Here is an 18,110-nt window from a genome sequence, read left to right on the forward strand (position 1 = left end):
TATAATAAGAGTTTAATGCCCTTATTATTTTTATTCGCTATAATTCGAGAAATTCCTTTTCAGGAAACAAAAAAAATCCTTATACCCATTATTTTGCATAAGGATTTTTTTGGTGATATGGGATGCTGCGAAAGAAATATGCGTATTCCTTCCGCAGTTCAGAAAGTGTCATTTTGTTCATTACTTCTTTATTATAAACTCCGATTTGAAAGAGTTTTTCTGAATAATGGCTTCGTTCTTTTTCTAATGCTGTTTTCAATAAATTACTCATAGCGTCCTCCTTCATTTTAAGGTATCCTCTAAATAAGATACTCTTTTTAAATGAATGTGGTGTGAATCTAATGTAAAGAATTTATGTTTACGAAGATTTTCGGTAAAGTCCGTTTTGAACTGATCTTAAAAGCTGAAAAGCATGTTCTCCGGCAAGCTGCATAAACGTTTCAAGCATTTCATCCCGTTTCATATCCAACTCGATTATTTCCTTTGCCAGTGAGACCGCTTTTTCTTCCTCCATGATTATCCTTCCTCCTCATTTAATCGTTACATAAAGGATAAAACGCGCTTATAGGTTACGCATCATTCTTGTTAATTTTTCTGCCGTATTTTTTCAAAAATCTGCTATTTCATGTTAGAAAATATAACAAGCGTCAGGTTTTTTCTCTATGTTTTTTATATACTATTATCAAAAGACATCCAGGGGTGGAAAAATGACCACAGAAGATCATTCTTATAAAGACAAAAAAGTGATTTCAATCGGGATTGTCAGTGAATTGACAGGATTGTCCGTAAGACAGATCAGGTATTATGAGGAGCGTAAGCTGATTTATCCGCAGCGTTCTTCAAGGGGAACGAGGAAATATTCTTTTGCCGACGTCGAGCGGCTGATGGATATCGCCAACAAACGCGAAGACGGCGTGCAGACAGCTGAAATTTTAAAAGATATGCGCAAAAAGGAACAAATGGTAAAAAACGATCCGCAAGTCAGAAAAAAATGCTGGAGGGGCAGCTTAATGCTCACTTTAGGTACAAAAACCGTTAAACGATAAAAGTCCGCCTCGCAATCTGAGACGGACTTTTATCGTTTATAATGAGTGAATGAATGCAGTGGCAATACCAAAGTAAATTAATAATGACAAAATATCATTTAACGTCGTAATGAGCGGGCCTGACGCAATGGCCGGGTCTACATTCAGTCTATGCAGAATAATGGGGATGATTGTTCCGGACATCGTGCCGATAATTAAGGTCAGCAGCAGTGAAGAGCCGACAACAAATCCTAAAAGCACATTCCCCTGCCATATAATGGCGATCACCGTAATTAAGACAGAACAGACGGCACCGATATAAATACTCGTTCTGAGCTCCCGAAAAATCAGTTTCACAATCGTTGTTTTATTCATTTCTTCTTTAGATAAACCTCTGATGACAACCGCGAGAGACTGTGTTCCTGTATTCCCTGTCATCCCTGACACCATCGGCATAAAGAATGCCAGCGCCACGACCTGCTTCAGCGTATCTTCAAAATAGCTCATGATGCTGCCTGAAATCAGCCCGATGAACAAAAGCAGGATCAGCCATGGAAGGCGGCGGTATGCTGCAACATATGCTTTTGTATCGAAGGTAATGGCTTTACCTGATGCGGCGAATTTTTCGTAGTCCTCATCGGCTTCCCGAATAACGACGTCAATGATATCATCGACCGTCACGATCCCGACAAGCACATTGTTTTCTTCCACAATCGGAATCGCTAAGAAATCGTAACGTTCAATCAGCCGCGCCACTTCCTCCTGATCTTGAAGCGCGTCTGCTGCAATGACACGGGTAAACATCAAGTCTTGTACCTTTTCTTCCGGTTCCCCGAGAATCAAATCGCGATATGACAGAACGCCGACAAGCTGCTTACTGTCATTTATGACATATAAGTAGTTGATAGACTCTGCGATTTCCGCGAAACTTTTTAGTTTGACGACCGCGTCTTTTACCGTGTAATGCTGAGGAATCCACACATAACGGTTGGTCATCATGCGCCCCGCTGAATCAGCCGGGTAATTCATAAGGAGCTGAACGGCTTTTGACTCTGAGGCTTCCATGCTGGATAAGAGCTGTTCCTTCAGTTCTTCATCCATTTCCTCAAGCAATTGAGCGAGGTCATCGTTGTCCATTTTGTTCATGGCGAGTGTTGCTTTTGTTTTTCCGACTTTATTTAAGACGGCTAGCTGAAATTCCCGTTCCAGTTCGCCGATCATATCAGTAATATCGTCAACAGTTAAATAAGATAAATAGCGGGCGCGGTGTTTTTCCGGCATTTCTTTAAAAATAAACGCCATATCATAGGGCTGAAGCTCATCAATAACACTTCTGAAATCCCTGATTTTTCCGTCTCGCAATAAGATAATGATGCGTAAAATGAGTTCGTCATAGGTCATGTTTTGAACCATCGGGACTCGTACCTCCTCTACGGAGACGTGCCGGCCTCGCCAGAAGGTGCGGCAGATCGTCTCCTCATCGTGTAATCAATTGTCTTGCTGTCATAGTATATGGGTACTTCTTCAGATTGACTCGAATGGGGAGAATCCATACTCCGCACCTCCTTTTTGTTCAACATTTCGTTTTCAAGGCATAAAAAAAGCCTTCTGGATTGAAGGTGAAAGAAGCACGGCAAAAAAAGCGTGCGGGCGCCTTCAATCGTAGAGCTTTAGCACTGTATGGCATAGGAGCAATCATCCAGCTGCATTAAAAATCACCTTATGTCGATGATTTCTGTTGACCCATTGGCGTCTTTGGACATTTTTGGGCAGCAGCGTATCTCCATACAGGAGCCTCACCTAACGAAGTTCGTAATTGAATTGACACACTGAGATTACAGAAAAAAACAAGCTGTGTCAACTTAAAAAAGTTATTTATGCGTTTACATCTCATCAGATGAAATAAAATAAGGGCCTTAGCCCTTATTCTGTGGTTTGCGTCTCATCATCTTCAGAAAGCAAATGATAGGTTTCATGAAGAAATAAGGCGTATTCCCCTTCCTTCGTCGGATGTGGAACATACTCAGCCTGATTGATGTATTGTTCTTCTTTCTTTTCCAAGCGCTTCGCCTCCTTTTCTTATTAGATTGTCCAAAAAGCGGCTCGTTATCATGAAAAAAACCCCGCGGATGCGGGGTTAGTCGTCTAATTCCTGTTTCATAATACGTCCGTCCTTTGCAGAGATGTCAAATTCTGCTTCAGTCCCTTGTTTCGTTTGGACCTCAATTTCGTAGATATAAGCACCGTCGTCTTCATCCAGCTTGCTTTCTGTGACGGTTCCAGCTGTTTGCTTTAGAGCAATCTGTTCTGCTTCTTCTTTTGTCAAAACAACTTGCTCTTTTTTCTCTTTTAACGGGTCATTGAGCGCTTGTTTGGTCTTGATATCCACATAAACATCATAGTCTTCACCGTCTTTTTCGATTTCAACTTCATAAGCTTCTTTGCCATTATAGATGTCTCTGTCGATGTCATCCACTGCTCCGTCAACAACTGTTTTGGCAATAGACTCCGCTTCTTGTTCAGTAAGTCCGCCAATTTCAGAAACAGACTGTGTTTGTTCATTATTTTCTTTCGCAAACGCGTTGTAGCTGAACCCTCCGGCCGCTAAACACCCTGCTAATAAGCCAATCATCCATCTTTTCTTCAGCATGTGTGATTCCTCCTTGTTCGTTATGAGTTCAGTTTACACACTCAACATGAAAGGAACACGAGAGAAAGATGAGAATTTGATGAGAAAACCACTAGTCTTCATAGATAATATTAGAAACTTTGCCGGTATAGGCGTTTATTTTCACCGTAGCTTCCTTGTCATTCGGGAGATCAACATCTACTTCAAACAGGAGAGTGCCCTCGCTTTCTTCCAAATCGGCGTCATCCGCTTTTCCTCCAGCCTCACGCTCTGCAATGGCTTTTGCCTCTTTTTCGGAAATTGTTGTCTTTTGTTTGTCCTTGCTGCTGATTTTATCAGCGGACACCACCGCTTTTGTCTTCATATCTACCTTCACTTCGTATGTTTCCCCATTATTTTTTTGAATGGTATACGACGCAACTCCGTGTTTTCGCGTGTGTTTTTTAACGGTGCCCGGCACCCGCACCAGAGCGAGCTGCTCAGCTTCTTTTTCTGTCATGCCAGATGTGTTCGTCTTTTTCACTCTGTTCATTGACAATATGTCGCCCGATTTAGCATCAGCTTTTAGAAAATAAATTCCTTTTGGATTTTCCAGAGTCATATCATACGTTTTTTTATCATTGGATTGCGTCACTTTTGTAATGTCGCCTTCATAGGAGATTTCTACTTTTTTTATGACTGCCTCCTTTGACAGCACGTCCTCATGGGTTTGCTGAATGATAAGAACCGCGCAGATGACAATGGCTAAAACAGCTGCCGCCGCAGCAGCTCCTGTTTTCATTCGTTTTGTCATAGCGCTCCCCCATTCTGTTCTCTAAATTGCATCGTGACATTTGTTCCCTGTCCCGGTTTGCTTTTTACAGACAGGTCAATACCATGCTCGTCGGCAATATGTTTGGCAATGGATAGACCTAAACCCGTTCCGCCTGTTTTGCGGTTACGCGCCTCATCCGCCCGGTAAAAACGTTCAAACAGGCGCGGGATATGCTCTTCAGGTATGCCGATTCCTTCATCCCTTACAGACAAAAACGGACGTCTGTTATTGGTTCCGGCGGAAATCACAATGGCCTTGTCACTATACTTTATGGCATTATCAAGCAAAATCGTCAGCAGCTGCTTTATGCGTTCTTCATCTGCCGTTACAAGCAAATTCTCCTTGTCCGTCTCGAGAAAGATGTCGCGTTTATAAACCGGCTGGAGTGTTTGTATGACGGAGCGCGACACTTCGATCAGGTCAACCGTTTTCAGATCAAGCTCCAGTTCTTTATGGGTCTTGGCCAGCGTAAGCAGCTGATTGGTCAGTTTTTTCATATGGACCGCTTCTGAATGAATAGCTTCAATGGATTCCTCAAGCACTTCAGGCTTTTTTGCCCCCCAGCGTTTCATCAGATTGCTGTAGCTTTCAATAATGGTAAGCGGGGTTTTCAGCTCGTGTGAAGCGTCTTGGACGAATTGCTGCTGTTTGTCGTAGTGCTCTTTCAGCATGCTCGCCATCTCATTAAAGGTCAGCCCCATTTGATACAGTTCGTCATGCGACTGTCCTTCCAGAGAAATTGTTTTGAATGCTTTTTCTCTCTGTATGTCTTTCATCGTTGTCACCAATTGTCTGATTGGATTGATGATATGGCGGGCGAGTAAGCTGCCGGCAAAGAAGGAAGCGATACAGACCGCAGCGCTGGCCGCAATTAAGATGATTCTTAGCAGAAAAAGACTCTCTTCTGTATGCTCCAGCCTTTCCACGAGCTGAAGAGATACGACTTGTCCGTCTGTCCAAATGACCGGGACAGCTGCTGCTGCAAACAGTTTGCCTTCATGCTTTGTCACGTCTGTCGTTTCCCCGCTGTGAAAAGAAAGAGGGAAGTCTTTATATGCTTTTTCCTTTGTGATGGTCATCACGGCTTTCCGATCCGCACTCACTACCCGCACCATTCCATTTGCCGGAAGATAGGCCTGCAGCATATCCTGCAAAGCCACTCCTTGTGTTTCGGCGGTGTGAAGAGCTTCGGCGATATTGTCCGTTTCATCGGCAAGACGGGCCGCATCCCTTGAGGTGAGTGCCGATGAAAAAATGAGATAGACCGCAGTATGAACCAACACTAATAAAATCAACAGCCAAATGGATGTATAAAGATGAATCTTTGTCTTCAGCTTCATCATTTACCCCTTAATGGTATAGCCGACCCCGCGTACGGTATGAATCAGCTGTTTTTCGTAAGGATAGTCCAATTTTTTTCTGATATATCTTATGTACACGTCGACGACATTTGTATCACCGATATAATCAAACCCCCATACAGAACTGAGAATTTGCTCTCTCGTCAGCACTTGCTGCGGATGCTTCAGCATATAGACGAGCAAATCAAATTCCCGGGGCGTTAATTCAACCTCTTTGTCTCCCCGTCTGACTTCACGTGTTTTCTCGTTCACCTGCAAATCGTCATATGTCAAAAATGTGCCGATATCCTCTGTTTTGCTTCCGGTTTGGCGGAGCGCCGCTCTGATTCTGGCAAGCAATTCTTCAATTTCAAACGGCTTGGTGACATAGTCATTCGCACCGATGTCAAGCCCCGTTACCTTATCTGGAACGCTGTCGCGGGCTGTTAATAAAATAACCGGTGTCTCTTGATCCGTTTTCCTCAGCCGGCGCAGCACTTCAAGCCCGCTCAACCCTGGCAGCATGACATCGAGCAGCAATAGGGAATACGAACCTTCCGTGGCCGCGTTAAGTCCTTCAGAGCCATTATGTTTGATGGTGACGCTGTATCCTTCATATTCCAATTCAAGCTGAAGGACCCTCGCGATTTTTTCTTCATCTTCCACAATTAATATGTGCCCTTTTTCCAATTCCGATCATCCTCTCATGTTCCTATATGAAAAAAATGATTTCATTGTTTACAAAATGATTCTTATCATCTATTATGATGTCAAAATAAAAAATTGTATACGGAAAGCACTAGGGGTGCTGTTATGGCTGAGATAAAGCGCGAAAAAACGCGCTTTGATCCCTTATGACCCGATCTGGATAATACCAGCGTGGGGAAGTGCAGGTTGACCGAAAGGTGTATTTTTTCGTGCGCTTACTCGATCTATGACTGCATATTCCCTAAGGATATGCAGTTTTTTATTTTACCAAAAAAACAGGAGGTCAGAGAAATGGACAACTTATGCGGCACAAGCAGAATCGCCGGATTTCGGTTCTCTTTATACCCGATGACAGATGATTTTATCAGTGTGATCAAGTCTGCGCTGAAAAAAACGGATACGTCAAAGGTTTGGACAAAAACCGATCATATCAGCACAGTTTTGCGCGGATCGATCGCTCATGTATTCGACGCCGCCAAAGCCATTTATCTTTATGCGGCGAACAGCGAAAAGCACATTGTCATGAACGGGACGTTTTCCATCGGCTGCCCCGGCGATACACAAGGAGATACATATCTGACAGCAGATGAAAAGCGAGTCAATGAAGAATCTGTTCACGACCTGAATGTAGAGGCTCCATGCCAATTTGCACTTTATCCGATGAATGAGCCGAACTATATGGACATCATCATGAAAGCTGTTGAAATCGCTAAGGCTGACGGCACCTTTGTACAGGGTGTTCATTACGCAAGTGAGGTAGACGGAGATGCACACGACGTGTTCCGGACACTGGAAGCCGCTTTCCGCATGGCAAATCAGCAAACAGCCCATGTCACCATGACCGTGAACTTCTCGGCAAACAGTCCATCAAGAAAACAGAAAGCAGGGATAAAATGAAAAGCTGGAAAGTAAAAGAAATTGTCATCATGTCTGTTATCAGTATTGTTTTTGGCATTGTTTATTTAGTATTCACCCATTTCGGAAACGTACTTGCAGGGATGTTCGGGCCCATCGCTTATGAACCGATTTACGGCATTTGGTTTATCGTGTCGGTGATTGCCGCGTACATCATTCGTAAACCGGGCGCGGCCCTTGTTTCAGAAATCATCGCAGCTCTCGTTGAATGTTTGCTGGGAAATCCTTCAGGCCCGATGGTTATCGTGATCGGCATTGTTCAAGGTCTCGGAGCAGAAGCTGTATTTCTTGCGACACGCTGGAAAGCATATTCCCTTCCTGTGCTGCTTCTGGCGGGTATGGGGTCTTCGGTGGCCAGCTTTATTTATGATTTCTTTGTTTCAGGTTATGCGGCGTACTCACCGGGCTATCTGCTCATTATGCTTCTGATCCGTCTCGTTTCAGGTGCGGTCCTGGCCGGCCTTCTCGGAAAAGCTGTCAGCGATTCTCTCGCATATACGGGTGTCTTAAACGGAATGGCACTCGGAAAGGAACTGAAAAAGAAACGGAAACGGGTATCAAATCATGCAAGCCTATAACAAGTTGCTTTCGGTTGATCGGCTTAGCTTTTCATTTGAAGAAAACGAGAAACCGATTTTTCAGGATATAACGTTTGAGCTCCAAAAAGGAGAATGCGCTTTATTGTTAGGGCCGAGCGGATGCGGAAAAAGCTCGCTTGCCCTCTGTTTAAACGGGCTTTACCCTGAAGCTTGCGACGGGATGCTGTCTGGGCATGTATTCTTATTTCAAAAACCGATCACTGACGCTGAAACCTCTGAAACAATCGCTCAGCATGTCGGAGTCGTCTTTCAGGACCCTGAGCAGCAGTTTTGTATGCTGACAGTAGAGGATGAAATCGCCTTTGGATTGGAAAATCTGCAAGTCCCCCAAGAAGAAATGGTGAAGAAAATTGATGACGTTCTGGAAAAATTACACATCACTCATGTAAAGGAAAAAACGATTTCTACTCTGTCAGGGGGACTGAAGCAAAAAGTCGCGCTCGCCTGTATTTTGGCAATGGAGCCTGAGCTCATTATTCTGGATGAACCGACTTCCCTTTTAGACCCTTATTCAGCACGGGAATTCGTTCAAATGATCAAAGAGCTTCAGCAGGAAAAAGGCTTCGGCCTTCTCGTGATCGAACACCAGCTTGATGAGTGGGCGCCTTGGGTTGAAAGAACAATCGTACTGGATGGAGCAGGCAAGAAAGCCTTAGACGGGCCGACTAAGGCTATGTTTCAGCATCACTCAAACATGTTAAGAACAATGGGAATCGCTGTGCCAAAAATTTGCGGCTTACAAGAAAATGTGAGCATACCATTTACATTGTCAAAAGAAACGCTGTTCAAGGAACCCTTCCCTGCTGGGCCTGCTGAAGAAGCGGCGGTTCTTTCTGCTGAACACGCAGTGCAGGTCCAGAACTTATCGTTTTCAAGAGGACAGCAGACCATTTTCAAAGACATCAGTTTTTCATTGCGTGCAGGCTCTTTGACGGCACTTGTCGGACCAAACGGCACAGGAAAATCTACGCTGTTGTCTGTTCTCGCCCGTTTGCTCAAACCGAAAAGCGGCAAGATTCTTCTGCATGATAAGCCGCTGGAGTCTTACAAAGAAAAAGAGCTTCGCAAACAAATGGGATTGGTTTTCCAAAATCCAGAGCACCAGTTTGTGACTGACACAGTATATGATGAGCTGCTGTTCGGCCATGCGGCAAATGCCGAAACCGAGAAAAAAGCGCAGAATCTGCTGCGGCGTTTCGGCATTGCACATTTGGCGGACCACCATCCGTTTGCGATCAGCCAAGGGCAAAAACGGCGGCTGAGTGTCGCCACCATGCTGATGCACGATGTAAAGGTTTTGCTTTTAGACGAACCGACCTTTGGCCAAGACGCCAAAACAGCCGCTGAATGCATGGAGATGATTCAGCATATCCAGACAGAAGGCACCGCTGTCCTCATGATCACACACGATATGGAGCTTGTATCTTCATATGCTGACAGCGTGCTTGTGCTTCACGGCACACATTTGGCCTTTGACGGAACACCGGAACAATTATTTTCTAGGGAAGCCGAGCTCGTCCAAAAAGCAAAGCTCACCCTCCCCCTTCGATATGAATGGATGACATACCAGCAGGAGGTGCGTGATGAAGCAGCCGTTACATCTCATTAACCCGGCAGTAAAAGCAGCGGCGGTTTTTTGCTGTGTCGTCATGCTGTCGTTTATTTACAATCCTTACACCCCGGCGTGTTTTTATATCATGATTGTTGCGGGTGTCCTGTTGGCGGCCAGAATACCGCTGAAAAAATGGCTTTTGTTCACGATTCCGTTTTTGATTTTAGCATTCGGCTGCGTATGGACAGCCGCTGTTTTCGGCAAGATTCCGACGACCGCAGATAATTTTCTGTTCCAAGCCGGCCCTTTTTCGATCAACAGTGAAAATGTGGCTGTCGGCATCTCACTCGGGTTTCGGATTTTGTGCTTTTCCGCCTTATCGATGATGTTTGTTTTTACAACCGATCCGATTTTATTTATGCTGAGTCTCGTACAGCAGTGCAAGCTGTCCCCGAAGCTCGCATACGGTGTCATTGCCGGATTTCGTTTTCTCCCTCTGTTAAAAGAGGAGGTCCAGCTGATCCAGCAGGCACATAAAATCCGAGGCGGAGCGGCGGAAAATGGCTTAAAAGAAAACATAAGCGCGTTAAAGCGCTATACCATCCCGCTATTAGCAAGCGCGATCAGAAAAGCGGAACGAACAGCTCTTGCGATGGAATCAAAAGGATTTACAGGCAGCCGAAACCGGACGTATTACCGGTCGCTTACCGTCAGCCCGCGCGACTGGCTGTTCTTTTTCCTCGTTCTCTTGCTATTCGCAGGATCTTTTCTTGTGTCTTTATATTTTACCTCGTAAAAAAAGCCGCTATGTTTGGGTCTGACCCCTGTTTTTGAGACAGGGGCCAGTCCCGTTGAATAGCGGCTTTTTTATTATTGATGATAGTTCAATGCTTGGGCAAGATTGGTTTTAATATTAATGTTCGTAAAATCAATTCCAAGCTGTACAGCGGTTTGCGCAATTTCTGGTCTGATTCCAGACAATGTGGATCTGACACCGATTAAAGTAAGCGCCTCAATCAATTTAAAGATTTGATGCGCCACCATTGTATCAACAACGACGACACCTGAAAGATCGATCAACAGATGCTCAACGCGTCTTTTCGCACATGCATTAAGCGTGTTCTCAAGAATAAACTTTGCCCGTTCAGTATCAATATCACCGACAAGCGGCAGCAGAGCTGTCGCTTTGCTCAGAGTAATGACAGGCGAGCTTAATTCCAGTATCATTTCTCTCTGGGCATTTAATTGCTGTTTTGCATTCGATTCAGCGTGATCGACGAATGTATAAATGGTAAAATCAAAAACTTTCACAATCAAATCGGCCCATTTTTGTTTCTCTCCCGGTCCAAATGCCGACTCGTTTTCTTCTGCGAACTTCTCATAATATTTCGTATATAATCTTCGGTTTCTCATAAACTCACGGATGACGTATTGCACCGGGGTATCGAGATGTTTTTGATCATTCGTCAGCTCAATAACCCATTGTTGAAATTCATCGAGAAATTGTTTTTCCGGTAAAACATACATGTAATTCAGATGCCGGTAGAACTCTCTGTCCTGCTCTTTCAGCTCCTCGGTTACAGTTGCATTATGTAAGGCATAAATCGAATTCGGATCACTTTCCTCCATTGTGTCAATCCATTCCTCGGCCATTTGTTCTACATGCTCAGAAAAAAACGCAAATATTTTTTCATTCAGTTTCATCACACTGCTCCTTTCCCACCTTCTATTATAACTTGACTGACAGCTGAATCCCAGCCATACACGCTAGAGACATCCATTATTTTGAAAATTACTAATCCATTGGATTGTATCCTATTTTTTCAAAATGCTTCAAACGACTCTGTCCGAGCGGCTGCTTTTTTCATATAATGTGAGATAACACCCTTGTATCCACTTGCAAGCATAAAAAAGGAGGGCTTTTTTATGAATGGTGAAATCCGCTTGATCCCGTATGTGACGAATGAGCAGATCATGGATGTGAACGAGCTTCCTGAGGGTATTAAAGTGATTAAGGCGCCAGAAGTGTGGGCAAAAGGGGTTAAAGGCAAAGACGTAAAAATTGCTGTATTGGACACCGGCTGCGATACGAGCCATCCCGATTTAAAAAACCAAATCATCGGCGGAAAGAATTTCACAGATGATGACGGCGGCAAGGAAGATGCCATTTCCGACTACAACGGACACGGCACACACGTTGCCGGAACGATTGCGGCTAACGATTCAAACGGCGGCATCGCCGGGGTTGCGCCTGAGGCAAGCCTTTTAATTGTAAAGGTGCTTGGCGGTGAAAACGGCAGCGGAAAGTACGAATGGATTATTAACGGCATTAACTATGCTGTTGAGCAAAAGGCTGATATCATCTCAATGTCCCTTGGCGGACCGAGCGATGTGCCTGAACTGGAGGAAGCGGTCAAAAACGCCGTCAAAAACGGAGTGCTAGTCGTTTGTGCCGCGGGAAATGAAGGTGACGGCGACGAACGCACAGAGGAGCTTTCCTATCCTGCTGCGTATAATGATGTAATTGCGGTTGGATCTGTTTCAGTAGCGCGTGAATCGTCAGAATTTTCAAACGCAAATAAAGAGATTGATCTTGTTGCACCTGGTGAAAACATTTTATCCACTCTTCCCAACAAGAAATACGGGAAGCTTACCGGCACTTCAATGGCTGCCCCTCATGTCAGCGGAGCGCTTGCTTTAATTAAAAGCTTTGAAGAAGAATCTTTTCAAAGAGAGCTTTCTGAATCTGAGCTTTATGCGCAGCTGATCCGCAGGACACTTCCGCTCGATATCGCAAAAACATTGGCGGGGAATGGATTCCTGTATTTAACCGCTCCTGATGAGCTGTCAGAGAAAGCAGAGCAATCACATTTACTGACCCTATAATATTATTTTTCTCATATAATATATACCGTAATTTGTAAAAAAAATTTCAAAATCTTTGTTGACAATGAATTTGAATTGCTGTTAAGATTACCAACAAATGATTCAACTTTTCAAAAAATTAATAACATTTTCTCTTATCGAGAGTTGGGCGAGGGATTGGCCTTTTGACCCCAACAGCAACCGACCGTAATTCCATTGTGAAATGGGGCGCACTGATTTTCGCGCCGAGATTTATATCTCTTAAGGCACGGTGCTAATTCCATCAGATTATTTCTGAGAGATGAGAGAGGCTGTGTGTTTTGCAAAAAAGCCTCTTTCTCTCATGGGAAAGAGGCTTTTTAGTTGTGAGAAAACCTCTTAACAGCCTGTATCCGCGGGTCAACAAGAGTGTTTTACATATAAAGGAGGAGAAACAATGACAACAATCAAAACATCGAATTTAGGATTTCCAAGAATCGGACTGAACAGAGAATGGAAAAAATCGCTTGAAGCGTATTGGAAAGGAAACAGCGATAAAGATACGTTTTTGAAGCAAATCGATGAATTATTCTTATCCGCAGTGAAAACGCAAATTGACCAGCAGATTGATGTTGTGCCTGTTTCTGATTTCACACAGTATGATCATGTTCTTGACACTGCGGTCAGTTTCAACTGGATCCCGCAACGCTTCAGACACCTGACTGACAGTACAGATACATACTTCGCCATCGCCCGCGGAATAAAAGACGCCGTATCAAGTGAAATGACAAAATGGTTTAATACAAACTACCATTACATCGTGCCTGAATATGACGAGAGCCTAGAGTTCCGCCTGACAAGAAACAAACAGCTTGAAGATTATCGCCGAATCAAACAGGAGTACGGCGTTGAAACAAAACCTGTTATCGTCGGCCCTTATACGTTCGTCACGCTTGCAAAAGGCTACGAGCCATCTGAAGCTGAAGCAATTCAAAAGCGTCTCGTGCCGTTATATGTACAGCTTTTAAAAGAGCTTGAAGAAGAAGGCGTAAAATGGGTGCAAATTGATGAACCTGCGCTTGTCACCGCTTCAGCTGAGGATGTACGCGGCGTAAAAGAGTTATTCGAGAGCATCACAAATGAGCTTTCTTCCTTGAATGTGCTTTTGCAAACGTACTTCGATTCTGTTGATGCTTATGAGGAGCTCATTTCTTATCCTGTACAGGGCATCGGGCTTGATTTCGTTCATGATAAAGGCAGAAACCTGGAACAGCTTAAGACACACGGCTTTCCGAAAGATAAAGTGCTGGCAGCCGGTGTCATAGACGGACGCAACATTTGGAAAGCGGATCTTGAAGAACGCCTGGATGCCGTGCTTCATATCCTCAGCATTGCACAGGTTGATGAATTGTGGATTCAGCCTTCCAGCAGCCTGCTTCATGTTCCGGTAGCGAAACACCCAGATGAGCATTTGGAACAGGATCTGCTGAACGGATTGTCCTACGCGAAAGAAAAACTGGCAGAGCTAACAGCTTTAAAAGAAGGCTTAGTATCAGGCAAAGCCGCCATCAGTGAGCAAATTCAGCAAGCGAAAGCGGACATCAAAGCGCTCAAACAATTTGCAACAGGAGCCAATTCTGAACAAAAGCAAGAGCTGGAACAATTAAGCGATAAAGACTTCAAGCGCCCCATTCCGTTTGAAGAACGCTTAACCCTGCAAAATGAATCTCTCGGACTCCCGCTTTTGCCGACAACAACAATCGGAAGCTTCCCGCAGTCTGCTGAAGTACGCAGTGCACGCCAAAAATGGCGGAAAAACGAGTGGTCTGATGAACAATACCAAAACTTTATCAATGCGGAAACGAAAAGATGGATTGATATTCAGGAGGAATTGGATCTTGATGTTCTTGTTCACGGTGAATTCGAACGGACAGACATGGTTGAATACTTTGGTGAAAAGCTGGCCGGCTTCGCCTTTACGAAGTACGCCTGGGTTCAATCATACGGTTCACGCTGTGTACGCCCGCCGGTCATTTATGGAGATGTAGAGTTTATTGAACCGATGACAGTGAAAGATACTGTATACGCTCAATCGTTAACATCCAAGCATGTAAAAGGAATGCTGACAGGTCCTGTTACGATTTTAAATTGGTCTTTCCCTCGGAACGATATCTCGAGAAAAGAAATCGCGTTCCAAATCGGACTCGCCCTCCGCAAAGAAGTAAAAGCGCTTGAAGAGGCGGGCATTCAAATCATTCAAGTCGATGAGCCAGCTCTGCGTGAAGGCCTTCCGTTAAAAAACCGTGATTGGGATGAGTATTTGACTTGGGCTGCCGAAGCATTCAGATTAACAACCTCTTCCGTGAAAAATGAAACACAAATTCATACACATATGTGCTACAGCAACTTTGAAGACATCGTCGATACGATCAATGATCTTGACGCTGATGTCATTACGATCGAACACAGCAGAAGCCACGGAGGATTTTTGGATTACTTAAAAGAGCATCCGTATTTGAAAGGGCTTGGGCTTGGTGTTTATGACATTCACAGTCCACGTGTTCCGTCAACTGAAGAAATGTACAACATTATCGTTGATGCGCTTGCCGTATGTCCGACTGACCGTTTCTGGGTAAATCCTGACTGCGGTTTAAAAACAAGACAGCAGGAAGAAACAGTCGCAGCCTTAAAAAATATGGTTGAAGCGGCGAAACAGGCAAGAGCTAAGCAGACACAGCTTGTATAATACGAAAACCATCTGCAAATGCAGATGGTTTTTCTTTTAGAAAACAGAAATCGGTTTTCGATGCTCCCCATCCCCTTCTTTTAGTATTTTGGCTGTTCCGTTTTTATCAAATGCCAAAAGGCTCAAAGACGTATCATGTATGTAAGCAGAATTCCATATGTCATGAATGCCTCTTCCCTTTATGATATTTAACAGCATTAATATAAAGACAGAATGGGTAACCAGAAGAATATTCCCGGAAGAATGGCTGTCTAAAATCGATTGGAGAGCCAGCCGTGCCCTGCTTTCGAGGTCAAAAAACGTTTCACATCCCGGCTGGCGATATGCTTCAGGATGATGAAAATAAGCATGAAAAAGATCAGGTTCGTCTCTTTCAATATCCTCTTGTTTTTTCCCTTCCCATGGCCCCAGCGACATTTCTCTGAATATACGATCTTTCACCAGCGGCAGGCGGCGCGATCCCAATATAGCTTTTGCCGTCTCTTCTGTCCGCTTACTCGGGCTGATGTAAACCTGATTGAATTCAATATCCTTCAGCCGTTCTCCAAGAGCGCGGGCATTGTACAGCCCAAGTTCTGTTACACCAGAATCCAGCCAGCCCTGCATCCTTTTTTCTACGTTCCAATGTGTCTGTCCATGCCTGGCAATATACAAATGCAGCATATGCTCCCCCCCTTTTTTCATCTTAGCAAATCCCCCAAATATTTTGTTTATCTTTCATTTTTTTGAGAATGTTTTTTGCACTTCTTTTCGGCTATACTTATATCATTCGATCGACTGGGAGGGTATGGGATGAATCATGAAGCGTTTTTAAAGCGGGCTGTCGAGCTTGCTCGTGAAGGAGTGAATGCTGGAATTGGCGGGCCTTTCGGAGCCGTTATCGTGAAGGACGGGGCCATTATAGCCGAAGGACAGAACAACGTTACTACAAACAATGATCCGACTGCCCATGCGGAAGTAACTGCTATTCGAAACGCCTGTAAAGCGCTTGGGACATACCAGCTGGATGACTGCATGTTGTATACGAGCTGCGAGCCTTGCCCCATGTGCTTAGGCGCCATCTACTGGGCTCGGCCGAAAGCCGTTTACTATGCTGCTGAGCATACAGATGCTGCTGAAGCCGGTTTTGATGATTCATTCATTTATGAAGAAATTGATAAACCTGCTGAAGAAAGAACGATCCCCTTTTATCACGTGACTCTCGCGGAGCATTTATCTCCGTTTCAAGCATGGCGGGATGTTGACCATAAAAAAGAATATTAAAGGATCAGGCATGTGCGGCCTGATCCTTTGTTCATTCACTGAGCAGCTGCTGTGCCTGAGTACACCTCGGGTTTGCTTTCAGCGCTTTTTGCAAATATAAAACTGCTGTCATATATTGATGCAATTCAGCGTGGCAGACGCCCAGCCAGCAAAGGGGTCGAAAATTTCACCTTGCGTTTGCAGACAGGATTCAAATGTGTAATCGCTTCTCTGACTTTTTTAAGCTGATACATCATTATTCCTTTGTAGTAGTAAAGGGGCTGTAATCCGGATAATGCCGCAGTGCTTCATCAATATCCCGCTCAGCTTCTTCATACCGTTCAGAATCAATGAAGAGTTTAAACTTGATATAATATAAAACCGCTGGAGGAATTTGCTTTTTGCTGTTACATTCATTTATGCACTTCATTGCCAGGCGGATGGCTTTGCTCTGTTCGCCGCCTCTGTCGTACTCAGCTGCTTTCTGATAAATGAGAAGCGGGTCGTCATATGACGTCAATAATTCTGTATTCAATATGCTTAAATTACGTTTATGCTTACACTTTGCCTCCTGCTCCAGATAGCCGTAATGGTGAATAACACAAGGGAGAGAGAAGGCGCTGCTTGCCTCCTCACCCACGGGCTTTTCGCAAATTCTTCCCTTAAACGTTATCTTCCGCTGATTCCGTATCAGTCTGATCTGCATTTGTTCAAATGCTTCGTTTTCATCCCATTGCTTTCCCGTGTAGTTTATAACCTTTACATAACCAAGGGGCTGCCTGCAGTCATTCAGCAGTGAACGCAGCAAGCTTCCCGTATCCACGTCTAACTCTTCATCTGCATCCAAAATCAAAATCCACTCACCCTTGGCATGCTGTAAACTGATGTTTCTTGCCTGCGAATAATCCTGTGTCCATTGATGATGATAGACCTGAGCATGAAAACTTCTGCAAATTTCTACTGTTTGATCGTTTGATCCGGTATCAACGACAATGATTTCATCAGCAATATGCTGCACGCTTTCTAAACAGCGGACAATATGACGTTCTTCATTTTTGACAATCATACAAACTGACAGCTTCGGTCTTTTCATTCGCTCACCTTTTCTCTAGTCTGAATCCACCTATACTACATGTATTCACACTCCGAAAAGATCATAACCAATCCGTTCATATCAAAAAAACATCCTGAGAACTCTCAGGATGCTGCAAATTATTTTAATTCTAATTTCACATCAACATTTCCTCTTGTTGCTTTTGAATAAGGACAAAATTCATGAGCAGCCTCGACAAGCTCTTGGGCTTTATCCCGATCCAATCCCTTTGTATTGACGACAAGTGTGACTCCGATTTTAAAGCCGCCGTCACTTTCATCCTTCATGAGGCTGACCTGTCCTTCTATTTCTGAATCAATGTCAATATTTTGTTCTTTGGCCACGTGTTCAAGCGCGCCGCCAAAGCATGCTGCATAGCCTGCAGCAAAGAGCTGTTCCGGGTTTGTTCCGGTTTGTCCTTCTTTTTTTGCATTGGGCATGACAATGTCAAAATCGAGTACCCCGTCATCTGATTGAATATGTCCTGCACGTCCGCCGCGAGCGGTGGCTTTTGCTGTAAATAGTGCCATTTGTTTTCAGCCTCCTTATTTGTCTTTAGTTGTTATATTTCCCATACAAATCTTTTTAAACATGTTTTGTTTG

General features: G+C 44.2%; 21 protein-coding genes, 1 pseudogene and 3 riboswitches. Of the genes and pseudogenes, 8 read left to right on the forward strand and 14 right to left on the reverse strand.

The features are described 5' to 3' along the window. Window positions 1-88: 88 nt before the first annotated feature. Together AU387_RS15125 and AU387_RS20735 are read right to left on the reverse strand one after the other, a co-directional pair. Window positions 89-271: a hypothetical protein gene (locus AU387_RS15125; protein ID WP_044156163.1), complete on the reverse strand. Its 183-nt coding sequence runs from the start codon at window positions 269-271 to the stop codon at window positions 89-91. An 87-nt stretch (window positions 272-358) separates the two neighbouring features. Beyond that, window positions 359-514 (reverse strand): hypothetical protein, encoded by a 156-nt coding sequence (locus AU387_RS20735; RefSeq protein WP_010333974.1) that lies wholly within the window; start codon window positions 512-514, stop codon window positions 359-361. Between the two features lie 193 nt (window positions 515-707). On the opposite strand from AU387_RS20735, the pseudogene AU387_RS15130 reads away from it, so the two are divergent. Further along, a pseudogene (locus tag AU387_RS15130) lies at window positions 708-1,039 on the forward strand (MerR family transcriptional regulator). Window positions 1,040-1,082: 43 nt separating this feature from the next. Here the strand turns inward: AU387_RS15130 and mgtE are convergent. The 7 genes from mgtE to ykoG form a co-directional block, all read right to left on the reverse strand. After that, window positions 1,083-2,438: a magnesium transporter gene (mgtE, locus tag AU387_RS15135; protein ID WP_024121136.1), complete on the reverse strand. Its 1,356-nt coding sequence runs from the start codon at window positions 2,436-2,438 to the stop codon at window positions 1,083-1,085. A 17-nt stretch (window positions 2,439-2,455) separates the two neighbouring features. After that, window positions 2,456-2,578 (reverse strand): hypothetical protein, encoded by a 123-nt coding sequence (locus tag AU387_RS22245; RefSeq protein WP_010330178.1) that lies wholly within the window; start codon window positions 2,576-2,578, stop codon window positions 2,456-2,458. Between the two features lie 95 nt (window positions 2,579-2,673). Beyond that, window positions 2,674-2,840: riboswitch (M-box (ykoK) riboswitch) on the reverse strand. A gap of 108 nt (window positions 2,841-2,948) precedes the next feature. Next, entirely contained in the window at window positions 2,949-3,086 is a 138-nt protein-coding gene (locus AU387_RS20745) for a transcriptional regulator SplA domain-containing protein (RefSeq protein ID WP_003218541.1), read from the reverse strand. A gap of 76 nt (window positions 3,087-3,162) precedes the next feature. Next, window positions 3,163-3,675, reverse strand: coding sequence for a PepSY domain-containing protein (locus tag AU387_RS15140; protein ID WP_059336076.1), 513 nt, complete (start codon window positions 3,673-3,675; stop codon window positions 3,163-3,165). Between the two features lie 91 nt (window positions 3,676-3,766). Beyond that, window positions 3,767-4,447 carry a PepSY domain-containing protein gene (locus tag AU387_RS15145; RefSeq protein WP_059336077.1) on the reverse strand — a complete coding sequence of 227 codons (681 nt, stop codon included), beginning with the start codon at window positions 4,445-4,447 and terminating at the stop codon, window positions 3,767-3,769. Continuing rightward, window positions 4,444-5,808 (reverse strand): sensor histidine kinase, encoded by a 1,365-nt coding sequence (locus AU387_RS15150; RefSeq protein WP_059336078.1) that lies wholly within the window; start codon window positions 5,806-5,808, stop codon window positions 4,444-4,446. Before AU387_RS15150 ends, AU387_RS15145 begins: the two co-directional genes overlap by 4 nt. 3 nt (window positions 5,809-5,811) lie before the next feature. Further along, a complete protein-coding gene (ykoG, locus tag AU387_RS15155) occupies window positions 5,812-6,498 on the reverse strand; it encodes a two-component system response regulator YkoG (protein ID WP_024121132.1) in 687 nt (228 codons plus the stop codon). Window positions 6,499-6,599: 101 nt separating this feature from the next. Then, window positions 6,600-6,711, forward strand: a riboswitch (TPP riboswitch). 96 nt (window positions 6,712-6,807) lie between these two features. Between ykoG and AU387_RS15160 the strand changes: the two genes are divergently transcribed. From AU387_RS15160 to AU387_RS15175, 4 genes are read left to right on the forward strand one after another with little or no spacing between them, the layout of a single operon-like run. After that, window positions 6,808-7,413, forward strand: coding sequence for a YkoF family thiamine/hydroxymethylpyrimidine-binding protein (locus AU387_RS15160; RefSeq protein WP_059292912.1), 606 nt, complete (start codon window positions 6,808-6,810; stop codon window positions 7,411-7,413). Beyond that, window positions 7,410-8,009 (forward strand): ECF transporter S component, encoded by a 600-nt coding sequence (locus tag AU387_RS15165; protein WP_044156172.1) that lies wholly within the window; start codon window positions 7,410-7,412, stop codon window positions 8,007-8,009. The genes AU387_RS15160 and AU387_RS15165 overlap by 4 nt, the downstream gene beginning before the upstream one ends. Next, window positions 7,996-9,639, forward strand: coding sequence for an ABC transporter ATP-binding protein (locus tag AU387_RS15170; RefSeq protein ID WP_059336079.1), 1,644 nt, complete (start codon window positions 7,996-7,998; stop codon window positions 9,637-9,639). Before AU387_RS15165 ends, AU387_RS15170 begins: the two co-directional genes overlap by 14 nt. After that, window positions 9,614-10,378, forward strand: a complete 765-nt coding sequence (locus AU387_RS15175) for an energy-coupling factor transporter transmembrane component T family protein (RefSeq protein WP_059336080.1) — start codon at window positions 9,614-9,616, stop codon at window positions 10,376-10,378. The genes AU387_RS15170 and AU387_RS15175 overlap by 26 nt, the downstream gene beginning before the upstream one ends. A 74-nt stretch (window positions 10,379-10,452) precedes the next feature. On the opposite strand, the gene rsbRB is transcribed toward AU387_RS15175, so the two are convergent. Next, window positions 10,453-11,286, reverse strand: a complete 834-nt coding sequence (gene rsbRB / locus AU387_RS15180) for an RsbT co-antagonist RsbRB (protein ID WP_059336081.1) — start codon at window positions 11,284-11,286, stop codon at window positions 10,453-10,455. 222 nt (window positions 11,287-11,508) lie between these two features. Between rsbRB and isp the strand changes: the two genes are divergently transcribed. Continuing rightward, window positions 11,509-12,468, forward strand: a complete 960-nt coding sequence (isp, locus tag AU387_RS15185) for a serine protease Isp (protein ID WP_024121126.1) — start codon at window positions 11,509-11,511, stop codon at window positions 12,466-12,468. Window positions 12,469-12,599: 131 nt separating this feature from the next. Beyond that, window positions 12,600-12,755, forward strand: a riboswitch (SAM riboswitch). 128 nt (window positions 12,756-12,883) lie between these two features. Next, on the forward strand, window positions 12,884-15,172 hold the full coding sequence (gene metE / locus AU387_RS15190; protein ID WP_059336082.1) for a 5-methyltetrahydropteroyltriglutamate--homocysteine S-methyltransferase: 2,289 nt from the start codon (window positions 12,884-12,886) through the stop codon (window positions 15,170-15,172). A 36-nt stretch (window positions 15,173-15,208) separates the two neighbouring features. Here the strand turns inward: metE and AU387_RS15195 are convergent, their stop codons facing one another. Then, window positions 15,209-15,835: a histidine phosphatase family protein gene (locus tag AU387_RS15195; protein WP_059336492.1), complete on the reverse strand. Its 627-nt coding sequence runs from the start codon at window positions 15,833-15,835 to the stop codon at window positions 15,209-15,211. A 129-nt stretch (window positions 15,836-15,964) separates the two neighbouring features. On the opposite strand from AU387_RS15195, the gene guaD reads away from it, so the two are divergent. Continuing rightward, on the forward strand, window positions 15,965-16,435 hold the full coding sequence (gene guaD / locus AU387_RS15200) for a guanine deaminase (protein ID WP_059292917.1): 471 nt from the start codon (window positions 15,965-15,967) through the stop codon (window positions 16,433-16,435). 31 nt (window positions 16,436-16,466) lie between these two features. Here guaD and AU387_RS22250 read toward each other — a convergent pair whose 3' ends face one another. From AU387_RS22250 to ohrB, 3 genes are all read right to left on the reverse strand, one after another. Beyond that, a complete protein-coding gene (locus tag AU387_RS22250; RefSeq protein WP_255204641.1) occupies window positions 16,467-16,580 on the reverse strand; it encodes a hypothetical protein in 114 nt (37 codons plus the stop codon). A 90-nt stretch (window positions 16,581-16,670) separates the two neighbouring features. Next, window positions 16,671-17,507 carry a glycosyltransferase family 2 protein gene (locus AU387_RS15205; protein ID WP_232460787.1) on the reverse strand — a complete coding sequence of 279 codons (837 nt, stop codon included), beginning with the start codon at window positions 17,505-17,507 and terminating at the stop codon, window positions 16,671-16,673. Window positions 17,508-17,626: 119 nt separating this feature from the next. After that, window positions 17,627-18,037: an organic hydroperoxide resistance protein OhrB gene (ohrB, locus tag AU387_RS15210; protein WP_024121122.1), complete on the reverse strand. Its 411-nt coding sequence runs from the start codon at window positions 18,035-18,037 to the stop codon at window positions 17,627-17,629. Window positions 18,038-18,110: the final 73 nt, after the last annotated feature.

The sequence above is a fragment of the Bacillus halotolerans genome (assembly GCF_001517105.1).
Classification (GTDB): domain Bacteria; phylum Bacillota; class Bacilli; order Bacillales; family Bacillaceae; genus Bacillus; species Bacillus halotolerans.